The 18,034-nt window shown below is 58.0% G+C and carries 13 protein-coding genes; 2 read left to right on the forward strand and 11 right to left on the reverse strand.

The genetic code is table 11. The features are described 5' to 3' along the window. Positions 1-203: 203 nt before the first annotated feature. The 7 genes from NTX71_08350 to NTX71_08380 form a co-directional block, all read right to left on the reverse strand. The gene (locus NTX71_08350; protein MCX6339914.1) at positions 204-1,346 is read right to left on the reverse strand and encodes a PDZ domain-containing protein; all 1,143 of its coding nucleotides are present in this window, start codon (positions 1,344-1,346) and stop codon (positions 204-206) included. A gap of 149 nt (positions 1,347-1,495) precedes the next feature. Beyond that, positions 1,496-2,071: a sigma-70 family RNA polymerase sigma factor gene (locus tag NTX71_08355; GenBank protein MCX6339915.1), complete on the reverse strand. Its 576-nt coding sequence runs from the start codon at positions 2,069-2,071 to the stop codon at positions 1,496-1,498. Between the two features lie 421 nt (positions 2,072-2,492). Next, the gene (locus NTX71_08360; protein MCX6339916.1) at positions 2,493-3,578 is read right to left on the reverse strand and encodes a metal-dependent hydrolase; all 1,086 of its coding nucleotides are present in this window, start codon (positions 3,576-3,578) and stop codon (positions 2,493-2,495) included. 111 nt (positions 3,579-3,689) lie between these two features. After that, a complete protein-coding gene (locus NTX71_08365) occupies positions 3,690-5,024 on the reverse strand; it encodes a tripartite tricarboxylate transporter permease (protein ID MCX6339917.1) in 1,335 nt (444 codons plus the stop codon). A gap of 23 nt (positions 5,025-5,047) precedes the next feature. Next, positions 5,048-5,998 (reverse strand): hypothetical protein, encoded by a 951-nt coding sequence (locus tag NTX71_08370; protein ID MCX6339918.1) that lies wholly within the window; start codon positions 5,996-5,998, stop codon positions 5,048-5,050. Between the two features lie 230 nt (positions 5,999-6,228). Then, on the reverse strand, positions 6,229-7,044 hold the full coding sequence (locus tag NTX71_08375) for an MBL fold metallo-hydrolase (GenBank protein ID MCX6339919.1): 816 nt from the start codon (positions 7,042-7,044) through the stop codon (positions 6,229-6,231). Positions 7,045-7,158: 114 nt separating this feature from the next. Then, positions 7,159-8,718: a hypothetical protein gene (locus NTX71_08380; protein ID MCX6339920.1), complete on the reverse strand. Its 1,560-nt coding sequence runs from the start codon at positions 8,716-8,718 to the stop codon at positions 7,159-7,161. A gap of 199 nt (positions 8,719-8,917) precedes the next feature. Here NTX71_08380 and NTX71_08385 point away from each other — a divergent pair, with 199 nt between their 5' ends. Then, the gene (locus tag NTX71_08385; protein MCX6339921.1) at positions 8,918-10,525 is read left to right on the forward strand and encodes a glycosyltransferase family 39 protein; all 1,608 of its coding nucleotides are present in this window, start codon (positions 8,918-8,920) and stop codon (positions 10,523-10,525) included. Between the two features lie 2 nt (positions 10,526-10,527). On the opposite strand, the gene hflX is transcribed toward NTX71_08385, so the two are convergent. Together hflX and miaA are read right to left on the reverse strand one after the other, a co-directional pair. Then, complete coding sequence (gene hflX, locus NTX71_08390; protein MCX6339922.1) at positions 10,528-11,820, reverse strand: GTPase HflX; 1,293 nt, start codon at positions 11,818-11,820, stop codon at positions 10,528-10,530. A gap of 81 nt (positions 11,821-11,901) precedes the next feature. Next, positions 11,902-12,885, reverse strand: a complete 984-nt coding sequence (gene miaA, locus NTX71_08395) for a tRNA (adenosine(37)-N6)-dimethylallyltransferase MiaA (protein MCX6339923.1) — start codon at positions 12,883-12,885, stop codon at positions 11,902-11,904. A gap of 293 nt (positions 12,886-13,178) precedes the next feature. Here miaA and NTX71_08400 point away from each other — a divergent pair, with 293 nt between their 5' ends. After that, positions 13,179-13,541 carry a hypothetical protein gene (locus tag NTX71_08400; GenBank protein ID MCX6339924.1) on the forward strand — a complete coding sequence of 121 codons (363 nt, stop codon included), beginning with the start codon at positions 13,179-13,181 and terminating at the stop codon, positions 13,539-13,541. A gap of 110 nt (positions 13,542-13,651) precedes the next feature. Here NTX71_08400 and mutL read toward each other — a convergent pair whose 3' ends face one another. Both mutL and mutS read right to left on the reverse strand, forming a co-directional pair. Further along, a complete protein-coding gene (gene mutL / locus NTX71_08405; GenBank protein MCX6339925.1) occupies positions 13,652-15,388 on the reverse strand; it encodes a DNA mismatch repair endonuclease MutL in 1,737 nt (578 codons plus the stop codon). Beyond that, entirely contained in the window at positions 15,375-17,993 is a 2,619-nt protein-coding gene (gene mutS / locus NTX71_08410) for a DNA mismatch repair protein MutS (protein ID MCX6339926.1), read from the reverse strand. Before mutS ends, mutL begins: the two co-directional genes overlap by 14 nt. Positions 17,994-18,034 lie beyond the last annotated feature (41 nt).

The following is an 18,034-nucleotide window of genomic DNA, read 5'->3' on the forward strand; positions in this document are numbered from 1 at the left end:
CAAAAAATTGCAGCAGCAGGGCGTCAATCCCAAAGTCCCTTGGCTCTATGATTACAAACTTGACTTCCGCTTCAAATAAACGTTGACCTCCGCCTTTTCGGGGGCCGAAGTCCAATAAACTGACCCCCAAAAATGGCTGCTTAGCGGGATCCGTGGCCCCCCTCTATAAGTGACCCCTTACACTTAAACAAATTGAACGGTTATTATTCCGCCTTGATCACAAAAAAGCCACGCTGCGTCCGCACGAGGAATTTCTGGCCTGGCTTCGCATCCCTGACACGCGCCTCCCAATCCGCGAGCCCGGTCACCGGGCGGCGGTTCACATCCAGAACGATATCGCCCCGCCTCATGCCTGCCCTCGCCGCAGCCCCACCCGGGTGCACATCAGTCACCAGGAGCCCTCGCGATTGTGCGCTCAGGTTAAATCTCGCCGCCAGTTGAGGTGTCACCTCTTCAAGAATGAGCCCCAGCCCCGCCTCGCGCCCACGCTCCTTCTCCGTGCGCGCGCCGATCGCGACCTCGATAGTCTTCTCCCGCCCCTCCCTGACGATGGAGAGCGCGACCTTTTCGCCGACCGCTTTCTGCGCGACGAGGGCAATGAGTTCCTGCGGGCTCTTCACCGGCTTCCCCCCGAAGGAACGTATGACGTCACCTTCCTTGATACCCGCGCTATGGGCAGGTCCCGACTCGACCACCATGGCAACCACGACCCCCTGGCCATCGGCAATCCCAAATTCCGCCTGGAGCAGCGGCGTGAGCTCCTGCACCCCTACTCCCAACCACCCCCGCGATAGCTCCACGCTTTCGATAACCAGCGGATGCATTTCTTTGACCATCTGAAAAGGCGCATCACTCCCCGCGGGCATCCCCGCGAGCCTGCCGGCCTCAAAATCCTGCGGCTGCCTGCTGGCGATCGCCATGATGGAATAGGGGAGCTCCCGGGCCGGGACATCGCTCACACGGGCAGTCGTCTCTCTCCTCTCAGGCTTCTCACGCATGAGGAACACGCTCGCCGCCAGAACCAGTGCGGCGGCCGCCGAGGTCACGATCACGGCCGGCCTTCTCACCGGGAACAGTTCCCTGAACCGTACCCGCCGCGATCCCCGCGCGCCCTCTTCCCGCTTCAATCGCTCCATCAATCGGGGATAAAACTCCTTCCAGTAGCTTTCTGATGGTTGCCCCATCGGCGTATTTTTGACGAGCACTTCCGTGCGCCCAAGGCGCCGCAAGGCGGACGCGCAGTTCTGACAGGCGGCGAGGTGTTTTTCGACGGAGCCCTTCGTCGTCGGACCGAGAATACCGTCGATATAATCAGACAACAGCCATTCAACTTTTCTGCAGCGCATGATATTTTCTCTCATGTGAACCACTGAAGACACTGAACAATGCCATTGATTTCAGTGAATTCAGTGTTCTCAGTGGTTTGTTCTTTCATGTGAACCACTGAAGGCATTTTACTTCAGTGTCTTCAGTGGTTCCTCTTATTTTTCGCGGCTCACTCCACAAATTTCCTCAGTTTCTGCTGCATCTTCATCCTCGCGTAGTGCAGCCGCGAGCGCGCCGTCCCTATCGAACATCCCATTACCTGCGCGATATCCTGGTGCGCCATCCCGTCGAATTCGTGGAGTACCAGCGCCATTCGATGCTTCAGGGAGAGCGATTCGAGCGCGTCAGCGACCGCGCGCTGCAATTCATTCAATTCCGCGGAATGGACGGCTTCCGCCGGTCCCGTCGTTACCCCGCTCCCGACCGCACGTTCTTCCATCTGCGCTGCCTCATCCAGCCGGAGATCCCCTCCCCTGCGCTTTCTCTTCCTCAGTGAGTCCATGCAGCAGTTGATCAGGATGCGGTAGAGCCAGGTATAAAAGAGCGAGTGCCCCTTGAATTTTTTGAGCCCTCTGTATGCCCTGATAAAAGTTTCCTGAGCGACATCGTCCGCATCGCTGTGGTTGCCCATCACCCGGCAAGCGATATAATATATTTTAGCTTTATATTTGTCAACTAATTTCCTGAATGCGTCCGGATCATTTTCCTGCGCGCGTCCCACCAGAAGTTCGTCGGAAAGTTCCATATACCCCTTGTATAGTCCGGTCAGTGAGCCCACGAACGGAAACAGAGCCCCGCCGGCTCCACTGAAGCATATGATTATAATACAAGGGGGTCAGCCGCATAACCTTTTTCCTGACCATTCGAAAAAAAGAGCCGGACAGGCCGAGTGAAAGGAGGGGACAACGCACCTGCGGTGCGATTTCAAGCTCGAACCTGTCCAGTTCTTTTGAACCTTCCGGTGCACATGCGCACTCTTTTCGATCTATAAAGTTAGACGCAGCAGCCCGCGGCGCGTTCAAAATATTTTCGCGCTTCATGTGAGCAAAAAAGCCAGGCACTTAACCCCTTGCCTGGCTTTTTGTTACACTCCACGCCGAACCTAGCGCCAAATCGGAATCCAGATTATGCTTTTTACACTTTCTGCTTTCAACCTTGTGCTGTCGTTACTGCATATCCCCCGTGGAGAAATCAGTTACCTCATAGGTGAGTTCTTCCGTTCTTATCCTGTCCTCCTTAGCAAGAGCTTTTTCGGCAGAAATCTCCCCGCCTTTCTTTTCCTCTCCCTTCTCACCGAACAGTTTCGTGATGGCGAAATAGGCGGCGAGGGGGATCGCCAGCACATAGAGGATGTACTGGAGCATCCCGAGCTTAATAGGCGGCTGCGGAGAGAAGCGGCTCAAGTTATAGAGCAGAAGCGCTACTGCCAGATAATCCACCGCAAAATTGACGTGCGGGTTGTTCGCCTTGGCGAGGCACAGGCCGTTCGTCCTGTCCTTCTGAAAAGGCCAGAGGAGGCTCCCCCCCATGTGGCCGGTGAGATCCTCCGCAATGTGGACGGCATAACCCAGAAACGCCACCAGCCCATACAGCCAGCCCATGCCCCATCCGGTGACGAGCGATGCAAGGAGCCATACGCCGATGGAAAGGAAAAAGCCCAGGACAAAGCTGTGGCTCCAGGTCCGATGCCAGGGGAGAAATTCCACCTCCACCACGTCCTCCATTTTCCTGAAACCGAACTGCGGCCCGCTCATGATGTCCACCACCGAGGGTCGGCCATGCGGATCGAGCATCCTGCCCTTGAGCGTATAGCGTCCCACGCGGTTCTGCTTCGGCTCAGTGCCGAGATAGGGGATCTGTGAGGTGGTGACGATTTCGTTGATGACGACCACGATCTCGTTCTTCTCATTGTCGAACTTGATGACATACTGCCGCCAGAGATCCGCACCCAGGCGCATCGGGTAGAGCTGCACCTTCACATAGCGCCCGGTCGCGTAGGATTCGTCTATCGCCCGTCCGATCTGTTCTGCCATCTTCTGGGGGTTGGGATTATTGGGATCGGCATCAATATCATAGTCGACGCGTGAGAGAAATTGGCCGAACTTGAAGTCGAGGGTATCGGGGAGGATCCCGAAGAGACCGCCGAGCACCAGGATATATGAACTCGCGATATTGCTATTCGCCAGTTTCGTCGCCGCGGGGATAAATGACGCTATCGCCACGCCGCTTATAAAATGGGTCAAACCCTTCATTGCATTACCCTCCGTTCACGTTTTACCACTGAAGACACTGAAGTCACTGAAAAATATTACTCTTATATTTCTTCTTTCAGTGTATTCAGTGTCCTCAGTGGTTTACCTCTTTCAATCTAAATGGAAAAATTTCAAGACCGCCGGGCCATGGCCCGCCATGCTGAGCGCCAGCCAGATGAGCAGCAATGCCATAGAGTTACTCAATCGAGCATGGTAAAATGCGGGAATGAGCCCGATCCCCGTTCCCACCGCCATAAGAAACATTCCCATCCATCCCGTGAGGCCCCAGACAATAGCGAATATAATACCGAGCGCAATCCAGAGGACATGATGATAGTCGATGCAGGTGATGAGTTTTATCGTCCAGCGGGTGAGCGGGAACATCATCAGGAAAGCGAGCGCGCCACTGATCATCATAACGGCAAGAATCTGAAAATATTCCTCAAAGGTATAGGGGGTAAAGATCGGCTTCAGAATAATAGACATCCCGCCGCGCGCGATTCCCCCGCCCTTGGGCATGAGCGTCGGCACGAAGAAAAGCAGAAACGCGCCGACATAGTACACCACCTTTGAAACCCCTTGCGAGACCACGAAGATCCGGTCGTCTCGCTGGCCGGTCGCCGCCCCTGCAATAATGCCGCCGATGCCACCGGTGACCGCAGGGGTGACCGCCGCAATCCCGCCGCCGATGGTGCCGGCAAAAATACCCTTGGCGAGAAGACGATGATCGCAATCGATGGTGGAACTGATATACTGCGGCGGAACCTCCTGCCTCGAGACAAGATTTCTGGAAATAATCGCTACGGCAAAGAGCCCCACGAATACCGGCATGATACCCTGGAAACTCATTTCCAATGGCACCAACGTCCGATTGAGTATTATGAATCCCATGAATCCTGCCAGGGCCATCGTCCCGATGCCCGCAACAAGATTTGCCCAGGCCCATTTGAACTTCTCCCACTTGGTCCTGCCGAGCCCCGTCCCCTTCGGCCATTCACTCATGATCATGTAGGTGACGACGAGAAGCAGGATCCACGCAAGGTTCTGGCTGCGTATCTGGACGATCGCCGGCAGGGTGTAGAAACAGAACGGCGTGAGGAGCGCCATGACGATGATTGCCGCGAGACTCCCGACACCGGTGAGGATGGCCGCTTCGTATCCCCGTCCCTGCATCATATACTTCTGCCCCGGCAATACGACGAAGACCGCCGCTTCATCAGGGGCGCCGAAAAACATCGAGGGGATCGTATTGATGATCGACCAGGCGACAAGCTGCGACATGAAAAACGCCGGCAGGGCAACCTCCGGGATGAGCTGCGGCCAGGCGAACCATGCGAGCAGAACGATGCCGGCCACATTAAATATATGGAGGGCGGGGATCATTGACAGGAGCCCCCCGATGACCGTGCCGAGAATGGTATAGATAAGAATCAGGATATAATCCATGATCTTCTCCTCTCCCGTATCACTTAAAAAAACACCGACGACTGAGATTCTGATTCTCCCTCGCCCCCTTCGCGAGAAGCGCCCGGCTTCTTGCCCTCTTCCGCGCCTTCGCGTATCTTTTCATAACCGGGTATCTTCTTCGTGGGGATCGTATCATCCTTCAAAACCTCGATCTTCTCGACATCGCGGACTTTCACCTGGGGCCTGCCATTAAATGCATCCACACTGCCCGCCACCCTGATCTCGTTGCCAATCCCGGTGACTCTTTCTATATCCTTGATCCGGTCAAGATCGCTCTTGAAGAGAGGGACATCCGTCGTGCCTGTGACATCGCCGATTACCAGTATGGTAGTCCCTTTAATCCGTTTGACCGCAATGATCTCCCCCACCACCTCCACCGCCTTATTCTTATTCGCAAGAGTGACTTTGTCGATCGTTACTTTTTCGAACACCGCCGGGATCACCTTCACTCGTGAGGGGATATTGATCATGAGGCTCGTCCCGTACTTCTCGGTCATCTGAATGGATCCGACCACACTCACCTCATCGCCCACCTGTGGAACATTCCCCAACGCGCGCATCTTGCTGAGCCCCCGGAACGCCTGGGCCCTGACCTGCTCGCTCCCATCGTCAACATCGAACGCCACACCATCCCTGCCCGTCATCGAGACCTTCACGACCTTCCCCCGCACCTCGACCACGGCGTTGTTCATCCGGGCATTGATGTTCCCGATGCGGACAATGGGTATCTTGATCTTCGTCGCGGTAAACCACAGGAGCGCCAACCCTCCGATCGCGAGCACCAGGGCGGCGCGCTTGAAGAAGATGATACTCATCCTCTTTTTCAACTCCGTCCCGCAGTACGGGCACTTCTCGTACGCCCCCACGAACTTCCCGCAACTAGGACAGAGCGTCTCCTCGGGAAACTCACGAATGGCTTCAATGCCACCGCCGACGTATCGTTTCTCTTCCATTGGTCCCCTCCTCTTTTTTGTTAACTAACGCCTATGCACCCTGAATGTGCCCTCACAAGAAAAGCGCAGGCGCGCGATTCATCATCGCGCGGCCCGCGCTCGTCGTGCCTTCACCCTGCCTCGAGACGCACTTTCCATGGTGATCTCTGATGGGACAATGGGTCTAAATGGTGCACCCGGCTATTGGTCGCTCCATTATAGCATTACTCTCGTTTGCCCCCACTGATATTTTATCCCCCGTGACACGGTGAGGGCGCCTCGCGCTCTGTGCGGTGATACTCCACCACGTCGCTCACGCGGTCGGCGTAGGTGAGCCGTATGTTCACACGCTCGAATCCGGCCTCTCGCATTGCCCGTTCCACCACCATGCGCGCCATGCCCGGCCTGTTGCACTCCTCTGACAGGTGCGCCAGGAACACGTCCGAGAGTTCCTCCGAGGCAACCTCCGCGATGAGCTCTGCGGCCGCGTCATTGGACAGGTGTCCCACATCACTGCGGATTCTCTCTTTAAGGGAGACATGCCGCGGGCCGTTGTTGAGCAGATCCTGGTCATGGTTAGTTTCTACTACAAGTACGCTGCACCCCTGGAGCATCCGTTTCACCGTTTTTGATGGATGACCGCAGTCGGTGACGATACCGATCCGTATCTCCCCATCGCGGATAATGAAACCCACCGGATCACTGGCATCGTGCGGGACAGGGAACGGATGGACTGTCACGGTCCCCAGGGCAAACTCAGTCCCGTTCTTGAAAAATTTCAGCCTCTCCGAGGGGATGCCCTTCTCAATGATGGCGCTCGCCGTCTGCCGGTTGACGTACACCGGGACGCTGTGGCTCCTGCACAGTCCCGCGAGCCCCCTGATATGGTCGTGGTGCTCGTGGCTGATCAGAACGGCCTCGATCTCTGAGAGCGCCGCGCCCGCCGCCGAGAGCCGCCCCTCCAATTCCCTGCGGCTCAGACCCGCGTCGATGAGGAAGCTATAGCCATCGCCGGCGATGTAGATGGAATTACCGGAACTCCCGCTCCCGAGAACGCACATTCTCATGGGTTTATTGTCTCCACTTCTCTGTTCATGATATCATTATTTGTGCGGCGCGGCAAAAACATATCTGCCACGGTACCCCGTCCTACATCATGGTTGGACATGGTGATCCGCGCGTCAAAGTGGAGCCGTCAATCCCGGGTTCAGCCGCCTCTCATAGATCACATAGCCGCCACCCAGAAGCACCGGGTGGTACTCCGTATCGAGGATGAACTGAAGTTCTTTAAACTCCCGACTCGTATCTGGTCCGGAGACCCAGGGCTTATCAGTCTCAACCTGGATAACGAATCGCGGCTTTGCTGCCGCCAGGCATTTAATGAAACAGGCACGCATTTCTTGTATATAGACACTCGAGACGTGATGGTAAAAAATGAAATCGCCAAAGAAAGGAGTCGCGAGCGGCGCCCGCGCTATCAGCATCGCATGGACCGCGCCGCCCGTCCAATCAAGCGGCTGGACTTTGTCGCCCGGTTGCATATGCGTTTTCAAGTATGCTGCAATTTCGTCAACCCTCCCGTTGTTGGGAGGCGGCGGCAGCCTTCCCTTTATCTGCTCAAAGAATACGTTCGGGGGGCGTAGCAGAAAACATATCGCAAGGAGAAACACCGCAACAGGGAATCGCCTGCGCACCGCATTGCTTGCCTCAGGCTGCTCAACAAAGCAGAGGGAACTCAGGAGCGCCATGAAATATGCGAACGGGAGCCAATGGTAGGTGTAGAACTTGCCGGCCCACAGGACATACACACTATATAAGAACGCCAGCCCGATGAGCAGGACCACCTGCCGTTTCTGGGCGCTCGTGAGTGAGGAACTGAGAAACGAAATGCACACGCCGACCGCGGCGGGGATACAATACAGGCCGTAACCGCCAAAGCGCATGTAGTTCATTAAAAGATACTTCGCGCGAGGAGGACCGGTAAGTATCTCGTGGTATCCTGTAAGCTGGCCATAAAGCGGCCAGTAATTGACCGCAATATCAAAGAAACCCTGCAATGCCCCGTTTTGGAATAGCCAGAGCGCTAGTGCCAGCGCCGGGAGTAAAAAACCGAGCATTGAAAGTCCGATAATCACCGGTACTCGGGAGACGGCTTGCGGGGCGCCGGGGTGACGCCTGCGGTCAATTATTCGCCACGACAGCACAAGCGGAAACGCGATTGCCGCATGAGGCTTGAGCGCGGCAGCCAATCCGAAAAAGAAGCCCACCGCCATACCGTTCATCGCTTCGCTCTTCCAGCGGTTCGAAGACGCAAGAATGAGGGCAATGATCACCGGGAGGAGTAACAGATATTCTCTCTGCATGCTCGCGATCGGTCCACGGCCAAGATATATGAGGCCAAAAAGAATCGCCCCGCACCAGGCAACGCGCCCGCCGAGTTTTTTCATCCAGTGCCACGTCGCACTCAGTATCGCACCGAGGTAAATCAAATCGGCGCATCGAAAACCAAGGTCGCTGTATCCGAAGATGAGACCAATGCACACGTTCACGAAGTATATTCCCGGGATATTGATGTCAAAGAAATCACGGTAGGGAACATAATGCAGATGTTCAATCAGATACGCCATATACAACTGAAGAGGGGCGTCGTGCATCATGCGCCATCTCAGCGAGAACACGGCGACTGCGAGGAGCACGACGCTCATGAGCACAAGAATGACAACCGCAAACACGCGCTGCATACTGTCTCTCACCACAGAGGTATGTTCCTCACCGATCAAGAATATCTTCAGGGGCACATGCGCATCGCAGTGTGTCTCTTTTCCATGATATATCTATTCTCACTGAATGTCATCCGGGAGTTAGCACAATGCTGCTTCTCCCCCTGCACGCAACGATCTGATTTGCCAGGAGGTGGATGAAAATGTTATACTCCGCTTTATGAATCGCACCACACGTCCGTTTACCATGGTGTTCATAGCAGGCCTCGCCGCGCGTCTTTTATTTTCCCTGATGCCTGTTTCAACCCTCATTGGAAAATTTGTCTCGGACGATGCGTACTATTATTTCGTGATCGCCCGCAATGTGGCGCGAGGCTACGGCGCGAGTTTCGATGGGACAAGCCTGACGAACGGTTTTCACCCTTTGCTTGTTGCGCTCCTGGCTCCCCTGTTCCGCTTCGTGGATGGCAATCCCGATCTTCCAGTCCACTGCGCCCTTGTGATGCTCTCGATATTCGACTGCCTCGCCGGCTACCTCATCTACCGCACCCTCCGCACGATCTCCGACGAGCGGGGGGCGCTCATCGGGAGCGCATTCTGGCTCCTCAATCCCTGTCTCTTCTTTGTTTCCCTGACGGGGACGGAGGCCAGCCTCTGCGCATTCTTCGTGGCGTATGCCATCCTGCTCTATACGGTGCTGATTCAGCGGCAGGAGCTGGAAACCCGCCGCGCCGTCCTGCTGGGAGCAGTGACCGGGCTGGCAGCGCTTGCTCGCTCCGATTCGATTTTCCTGCTCGCCGCATTCCTCATCGGCATCCTCACGCGCCGCGGCACACGCACGGAGAAGCGGCTCGCTCTATCGGCTGCGCTCTGTATCACCGCGCTCATCGTCTGCGCCCCATGGCTGCTCTGGAACCTTGCGCATTTTGGGACCATCCGCCAGGTGAGCGGCGTGGTAAAGCCATACATACAGAGGCTCCTCTTCCTGAAAGAAGGGGGCGCATATGATGCCGCTCATCTCACCGCAAAGCTTCTCTCCAGCCTGAAGGCCGCGTTCGTCATGATCGCCACGAGCTCCGGGGTGCGGGTTACTGGATTTATCGCCCTGCTCGCGGTCATCGTGAGCGCCCTCACAGGTTTGAAACAGGAACAGTCTCGAAATGCCCGGAATATCATCTCGGTAGTACTCCTCTATGCCACTTTCATTTTCTTGTTCTACGGCCTCTATTTCTGGCATATCCAGGCCTGGTATTTTCACAGCGTGCTCATGGCCCTCTCAATACCCCTGGGCTGGGCGGCCTCTCTATGGGTCAGGCGTCTCGGGAGCCGCGTGGAAAAAGCATGGGGAATTGCGCTGGCCGCGGTCATGGCCGTGACTTTCATAAATGGATACAGACACTGGCGGATAGGATTCTACCCATGGCAGCAGACGTACTATCAACTGGCGCATGAGCTCGGCGATCGTTTCAAAGAACAAGACCGCTTCGCCGCCTTCAACGCCGGGGCCTACGGCTACTACTCGTCCGTCCCCCTGATCAACATGGACGGGCTCGTCAACAACAAGGCCTTTGACGCAATGAGGCAACGGACCCTGTTTACCGACTTTCTCAGAGATCAGCGCGTCCGCTATGTCATGGACCATGAGTATATCGTCAAGATGTACTGGGGACTCTTCGGGACAGGCCGCCTGGAGGACAGATTAACGCCCGTGGTGTCAATCATGACACCGTGGGTATTCTCAGATCAGTCTTCAGCACGGATTGTGATTTACGAAGTCGCAGGCAGCGCGGCGGGGCCGGAGAGCGAGACCACCTCCATACCTCGATAGCTTTATTTCATATAGTGCTTCACCTCGCCGGCAAGCGCCGCCGGGAGCTCCGCCTCGATAACGACACTGTTCCCCCGGTAGGTGCGCGCGAGGACATTCCCCTCTTCGTAGATCCGGGAGATCAACGACGCCTCGCCCTGCGGCAGGACGAGGCGGCAGGAGACCATCTGCGTGCTCAGCTCCGCCTCGACCATCTTAAGCAACCGGTCGAGCCCCTCGCCGCGCAGCGCCGATACCGCGACGTGCAGGGGGAAATGCCTCCCGTACCGTTTAATGCGGGATTCATCCCTCAGCAGGTCGATCTTGTTGAACGCGACAATGGCAGGCTTCTCGCCCGCCCCGATCTCCTTGAGCACCCCGCACGCCGAATCCATCTGTTCTTCCACCTGGTCATGAGAGACATCGACCACATGGATGAGCATATCAGCGCTCACCACCCCGTCGAGGGTCGCCTTGAACGATTCGATCAGATGGTGTGGGAGCTTTCGTATGAAACCGACCGTGTCCGCGAGCAGTATCTTCCGCCCCTTCGCCAGGGCGAGCACACGCGTGGTGGGGTCGAGCGTGGCGAAAAGCCTGTCCTCAACCAGCACGCCCGCGTGCGTGAGCGCATTCATGAGGGTGGACTTGCCGGCGTTGGTGTAGCCGACGATGGTGACCACCGGAATCTCCTTCCGCCGCCGCTGCTTCCCCTGCGTCCCCCGCTCCTTTTCGATCTCCGTGAGTTTATCGTTAAGATGGTCGATCTTTCCCCGGATGCGCCTGCGGTCAACCTCGAGCTGCTGCTCGCCCGGCCCCCTGGTGCCGATCCCTCCCTCCTGCCGCGAGAGGTGCGTCCAGGCCCGCGTGAGGCGGGGCAGCATGTAGCGGAGCTGCGCGAGCTCGACCTGGATCTTCCCCTCGCGTGACCGGGCGCGCTGCGCGAAAATGTCCATGATCAGCTCGGTCCGGTCAATCACCCGGCAGCCGGTGAGATCCTGGAGGTTCTTCACCTGGGCGGGACTGAGCTCATCATCAAAAATGACGAGGTCAACAGCTTCTCTCGCGCAGAGGCTGTGGAGCTCTTCTGCCTTGCCACGCCCGATGTAATACGCGGCGCATGGAGCACGCAGTTTCTGTATCAGCGTGTCAACCACGTGCGCCCCCGCGGTTGAGGCGAGCTGCGCGAGCTCGGCGAGGTGGTCCTCGACGTGCCAGCGGCGGTTCATGCCGGTCTCGAGGCCGACCAGGACCCCCCGCTCGCGCCCACTCTCACCACACTCTCCACGCCGGTTGCTCGTTGTTACATTATTCATGTTTTCTCACCACTGAGGACACCGAAGACACTGAATAAACGATATTTCAGCGCACTCAGTGTTCTCAGTGCCCTCAGTGGTTTAATCCTCTGTTGTTCGTGTACCATCCCGTGCTAACAAATACATGATTTTCTCTGCGGTTGTATCCGGGGTCTGGCCTTCCTGTATGTCCAGCCACTGTATCCTCGGATCCCTCCCGAACCACGTCATCTGCCGCTTGGCGAACGCCATGGTATTCTTCTTCAACGCCTCCATGGCCTCCGCGAGGGAGCAGTCCCCTTCGATATGCGCGCGCAGCTCCTTGATGCCGAGGGACTGCCATATAGTCGCATGAGGATCAATGCCAGCGCCGAGAAGCGCTCTCACCTCTTCGAGCGCGCCGCCGGCACACATCCGTTCCACCCGCTCCTCAATGCGGCGCCTGAGGGACTCCTTTTCTCTCCTCATCCCAATCATAATTATTTCGCAACCGAGATTCCTGCTGAAAAAAACTCCCGCATCCCCAACGCGCCCCTCTCCTCGCCACTCTCCCTGCTGCGACGAAATATTCTTCCCCGATACCTCGAACACCTCGAGCGCTCGGATGATCCTTTTTCTGTCGTTCGGGTGAATCCGCGCTGCCGCGCCGGGATCCACTTCCTTCAATCTCTCATAGAGCGGAGCGAGCCCCTCTTCGGCAACCTCCCTCTCCAGCCGATCTCTCAGGACGGCATCCCTCCCCGGCCCTGTAAAGATGCCGTCCAGGAGCGCGCGCACATACATGCCGGACCCTCCCCCCACCACCGGCACTCGCCCGTGGCCGCGTATGTTTGCAACTGCCTCCCGCGCGAGTCGAACGTACCGCGCGACATCGAACCGCTCCCTCGGATCGGCGATGTCAATGAGATGATGAGGGATCGCCTGCCGCTCGGCGGGAGAGGGTTTCGCTGACAGGATGTCCAGCCCCCGATAGATCTGCATCGAGTCGGCCGACAGGATCTCGGCCCCGATCTTCCGGGCGAGCTCGATCGCCACTGCTGACTTGCCGACAGCAGTCTGACCGACAATAAATATAATGTCCGGCATGATAATCAAGTATATTGTAAGGGGTCACTTATAGAGGGGGGCCACGGATCCCGCTAAGCGGGACGGATTATGACGGATATTCACAGATGAAAAGAAAGCTTCATCTGCGGCCATCCGTGTGGTTATCCGTGAAAATCCGTGGCGAACATCATTTATCGCAAAATCATAGAAAGGGGATATCTAATCTATAATTACGATAGTTTCGCACGGCGGCAATAAATATTCTTGATTTATCGTCTTGAATAAGAGATGATATTGCTCAATCTTTAATCTCTAAAAAGGGAGGAGGTATCATGAAGAAGTTAGCGGTTGCGGTAGTATTCCTCGCTATCGCCGGCGTCATCTTTGCCCAGGATGCCCCGAAGGCCGAAAAGCCCGAGGGTGCAGCTCCGGCGGCTCCGGTGAGCGGTGAGGTGAAGGAGGCCCCTGCGGAGGCTCCGGCGAGCGCTGCGGTAAAGGAAGCCCCGGCGGCGGCAGAGGGCGAGTTCTGCGCAAAGGTAAGAACAGTAGATGGCAAGGAGACGCTGGGAAAGTGCCACAAGAAGGGATGCAAATTTTTCCCGAAAGGCAACCTCAAGTGTTTCCCGACCGCCGACGCCGCCAAGGGCGCCGGTGTTTTGGGCTTCTGCAAGATGTGCTGCAAGGAGCTTCAATAGAAACGTTTCAAATTCATTCAAGAATGGCAGCGCAAAAATGCCCCTCAGCAATGAGGGGCATTTGTTTTGTATCTCTTGAGTTCCCAATAGATTACATACAACGTCTGCAATTACGTTCGGCCGAACTTCTTGTCCAGTTCCGCCATGCTTATCATGATGATCGTCGGGCGGCCGTGCGGGCAGGAGTTTGGGGATTTGCACTTCAGGAGATCACTCACCAGCCTCTGGAGTTCCTCGCCCCTCAGCGGGTCTCTCCGCTTCACCGCGGCGCGACAGACCTTCATGGCCACCCTCGCCGCCATCTCGTCCTTCACCGCCCTGCTCCTCCCCTCCTCCGCGAGCTCGCCCAGGACATCACGCATGAGCCGCTCGGCGTCTATGGCGCCCAGGCAGGCCGGCAGGTGGTCCACCTTCACGTCATTGTCACCGAATAACTCCACGCCGATCCCCAGTGATGTAAACGTCCCGATATGGTCGCCCACCAGCGCATACTCGGGCGCCGAGAGGTGCACCACGGCGGGGATGAGGAGGCGCTGGACCTCGCCCTCCCCCTTTTCGCCGAGGCGCATCACCTTCTCAAACAGGATGCGCTCGTGCGCGGCGTGCTGGTCTATGATCGCCATCCCTTCAGGAGTTTCGCAGATCACGTAGAGATTCTTGATCTGGCCGATGGGGCGGAGGCGCTCCATTCCCGTTCCCAGAGCGCCCTCACTCGCCCCCTCCGAGGGCAAGGGTTCCTGGGCGAACGGTGCAACGGGGATCCTCGAGGTCAATCCGCCCTCGCTCATGGTCTCGTAATGGGCGACCGGTTCGCTGACGGTCTGACCGTGTGCGGTGAACCCCGCTCCCGCGGCGCACCCTGAGGAGCGGAGTGCGCGCGACAGAACTTCCCGTACGAGATCGCGGACGAGTGAACCGTTTCGAAAACGCACCTCGCGCTTCGCGGGGTGGACGTTCACGTCAACCTCGGCGGGGTCAATTTCGAGAAAGACGAAAACGACCGGGTAGCGTTTCGCGGGAAGGACCCCCTCGCAGGCGTCCACAACCGCGAAACTTATGATTTTGTCCTGGACTGGCCGGCCGTTGACAAAGAAATGCTGCCCGCTGCGATTTCCCCGTGTCACCTCGGGCGCGCTGATGAAGCCGCGTATCGAAACCGAACCACTTCCCTCACCGAACGGTATTAGTTTGTCCGCGAGCTCCGCGCCGAAGAGCGCTCTGATGCGGTCGATCGCCTTTGCGGCGGCAGGCCCCCTGATAATCTCCTCACCATCTGAGATGAGCGTGAAACCTATCTCCGGCCTCGCCAGCGCCTGAGAGATCACCGCTGAGGCGATGTATGAATTCTCCGCCCGTTCGGAGCGAAGAAATTTGCGCCGCGCGGGGGTGTTGAAAAAGAGGTCGCGGACGATGACCTCGGTGCCCTCCGGAGCGCCCGTTTCCTTGACCTCTCCGATCCTGCCCCCCACCACGGTCACGCGCGTCCCGGCAAGCGCCCCCCGTTCCTTTGTCGTGAGTTCCAGGCGCGAGACGGCCGCGATGGAGGGGAGCGCTTCGCCGCGGAATCCCAGCGTGCGGATGGCGAAGATATCGGCGGCATCGGTGATCTTGCTCGTCGTGTGCCGCTCCAGTGCGAGCCCCGCGTCCTCCCGCCCCATCCCGCAGCCATTGTCACGCACCCTCACCAGCGACGTGCCGCCCGTGCGCACCTCGATGGAGATCTCGGAGGCGCCCGCGTCGATCGCGTTTTCCATAAGCTCCTTGACCGCGGACGCCGGCCGCTCGACCACCTCGCCGGCGGCGATCTTGTTCACGACCCCATCGGGCAACACCCTAATGCGGCTCACGACATTTCTCCTGCAATATCTTCAATCTGTAGAGCGCCTCGATGGGCGACATTTTGTCAACGTCAATGCTCTTCAACTCCTCGATGACCGGATGAGGCCGCATTTCAAAAAGGGTCAACTGCTGCGCCCCCGCCTGATCAGGGGGCGCGCCCTCAGGCCTGGGAAGCCGCTCCTCGCGGATGCAGCCTTCCTCAAGGGCGTTGAGGATGTCTTTCGCCCTCTCGATCACCTTCCGGGGGAGGCCGGCGAGGCGCGCGACGTGGATCCCATAGCTCTTATCCGTTCCGCCGGGGACGATCTTGCGCAGAAAGACGATCTCGTCATTCCACTCCCTGACGGCCACGTTGTAATTCTTCACGCCGGGGAGATTCATTTCAAGTTCGGTGAGCTCGTGGTAGTGCGTGGCAAAGAGCGTGCGGGCGCGGACGGCGGTGTTGTTGTGGAGATACTCCGCCACGGCCCACGCGATGCTGATCCCGTCGAACGTGCTCGTCCCCCGCCCGATCTCATCCAGCACGATCAGGCTCTTCTCCGTAGCGTTGTTGAGGATGTTCGCGGTCTCGTTCATCTCCACCATGAAGGTGCTCTGCCCGCGCGTGAGCTCGTCCGACGCGCCCACGCGCGTGAAAATCCTGTCAACGACGCCGATCGTCGCGCGGGTCGCGGGGATGAAGCTTCCCGTCTGCGCCATGAGGACGAGGAGCGCCACCTGCCGGATGTAGGTTGACTTGCCCGCCATGTTCGGCCCCGTGATGATGAGGAGTTGGTCGGTCTCGGTGTTCAGGAGCGTGTCATTCGGGACAAATCGCTCATCCACGAGCATCAGTTCGAGGACGGGATGCCGGCCGTCGATAATCTCGATGACATCCCCCTCGTTCACCTCCGGCCGCACGTAGTTGTTCCTGCGCGCCGCCACCGCGAGGGAATTGAGCAGATCGAGGAGGGCGACCCCCCGCCCCACGCGCTGAACCCTCTCCGTCTCGGCAACGATCTTTTCCCTGATCCTCTGGAATATCGTGTACTCCATCGCGGCGGCCTTCTCCTCCGCGCCGAGCACCTTGGACTCGTACTCCTTGAGCTCGAGGGTGATGAAGCGCTCGCCGTTGACCACGGTCTGCTTCCTGATGTAGTCAGCGGGCGCCGCGCCGAGGTTCGGTTTCGTCACCTCGATGTAGTACCCGAATACCCTGTTGTACCCCACCTTCAGCGACCTGATGCCCGTCCGCTCGACCTCCCGCTTCTGGAGTTCGACGATCCATCCCTTGCCGCTGCGCGCGATGCTCCGGATTTCGTCGAGTTCCGTGTCGTACCCCGACCTGATGACGCCGCCCTCGCGCACCGTCAGGGGTGCATCCGGGTCGATGCCCTTTTCGATCAACGCCGAGATATCGCTCATGTTTTCGATCGTCCCGCGCAGGCCTCCGATAATCTCAGAGGCCAGGGGCGCAATGCACTCCTTCAGGGACGGCAGGAGATCAACGGACTGTTTCAGCGCGAGGAGATCGCGGGCGTTCGCGTGCCCGCAGTCGATCCTGGCGATGAGCCGCTCGATGTCTTTAAAATCCTTCAATATTTTCGAGAGCGCATCGGAGGTTGCGGCGTTATCGAAGAGCTCCTGTACCCCGCCCTGCCTGCGCACGATATCCTCCACGCCGATGAGCGGCTGGAGCAGCCACTGCCTGAGAAGCCTCGCGCCCATCGAGGTCGAGGTGTGGTCGAGCACTGAGATCAGCGTCCCCTCGCAACCGCCGGACCTCAGGTTTCGCACGAGCTCGAGGTTGCGCTGCGTGTAGATATCGAGGATCATCTGATCGGTGTTAATCGAGCGGGTGATCTTCGTCACATGGGCGAGTGAGGAGTGGCCCGTCTCCTTGAGGTAGTGGATGACCGCGCCCGCCGCGCCGATCGCGGGGCCGAGGTTCGAGCAGCCGAACCCGTCGAGTGATTGGGTATGGAAGAACTCTTTCAGGCGGCCGTACGAGCTCTCGTACTCGAAGAGCCAGTCGTCAAGCGGGTTGACCATCGCGAAGGAGCTTTCCTTCACGCGGCGCAGGAATTCCTTGTCTTCCGCGAGGCCCAGCGGCAGCAGGAACTCGCTCGGCGCCACGCGACCGACCTCGTTGAAGAGATCCGTTTCCCGCGCGATCTCCGCCACCACGAACTCTCCCGTCGAGAGGTCGAGATAGCACAAACCGTAGAGGCCGTTTGCCCGGTTGATGGCGGCGAGGTAGTTGTTGCTCTTTTCCCTGAGCAGGCTCTCCTCCAGCACTGTCCCCGGCGTCACTACCCTCGTGACCTCGCGCTTCACCAGCCCCTTGGCGAGCTCGGGGTCCTCCACCTGGTCGCACACCGCCACCCTGTGCCCCGCCCTCACGAGCTTCGCGATATACTCCTGGACGGCATGGTACGGGACGCCGCACATCGGCACCTTGTTCCCCTTCCCGCTCTCCCGGGAGGTGAGGGTGATGTTGAGTATCCGGGATGCGGTGAGCGCGTCGTCGAAGAACATCTCGTAGAAATCGCCCAGTCGGAACATGAGGATGGACGGGGGGGTCTCTTTCTTGATCTTTCTGTACTGCTGCATCATGGGCGTGAGTTTCATAATCATCATCCAAAGAAATAATGTCTCACCACGGAGAGCACGGA

This window comes from Candidatus Auribacterota bacterium (assembly GCA_026392035.1).
Classification (GTDB): domain Bacteria; phylum Auribacterota; class Tritonobacteria; order UBA1439; family UBA1439; genus JAPLCX01.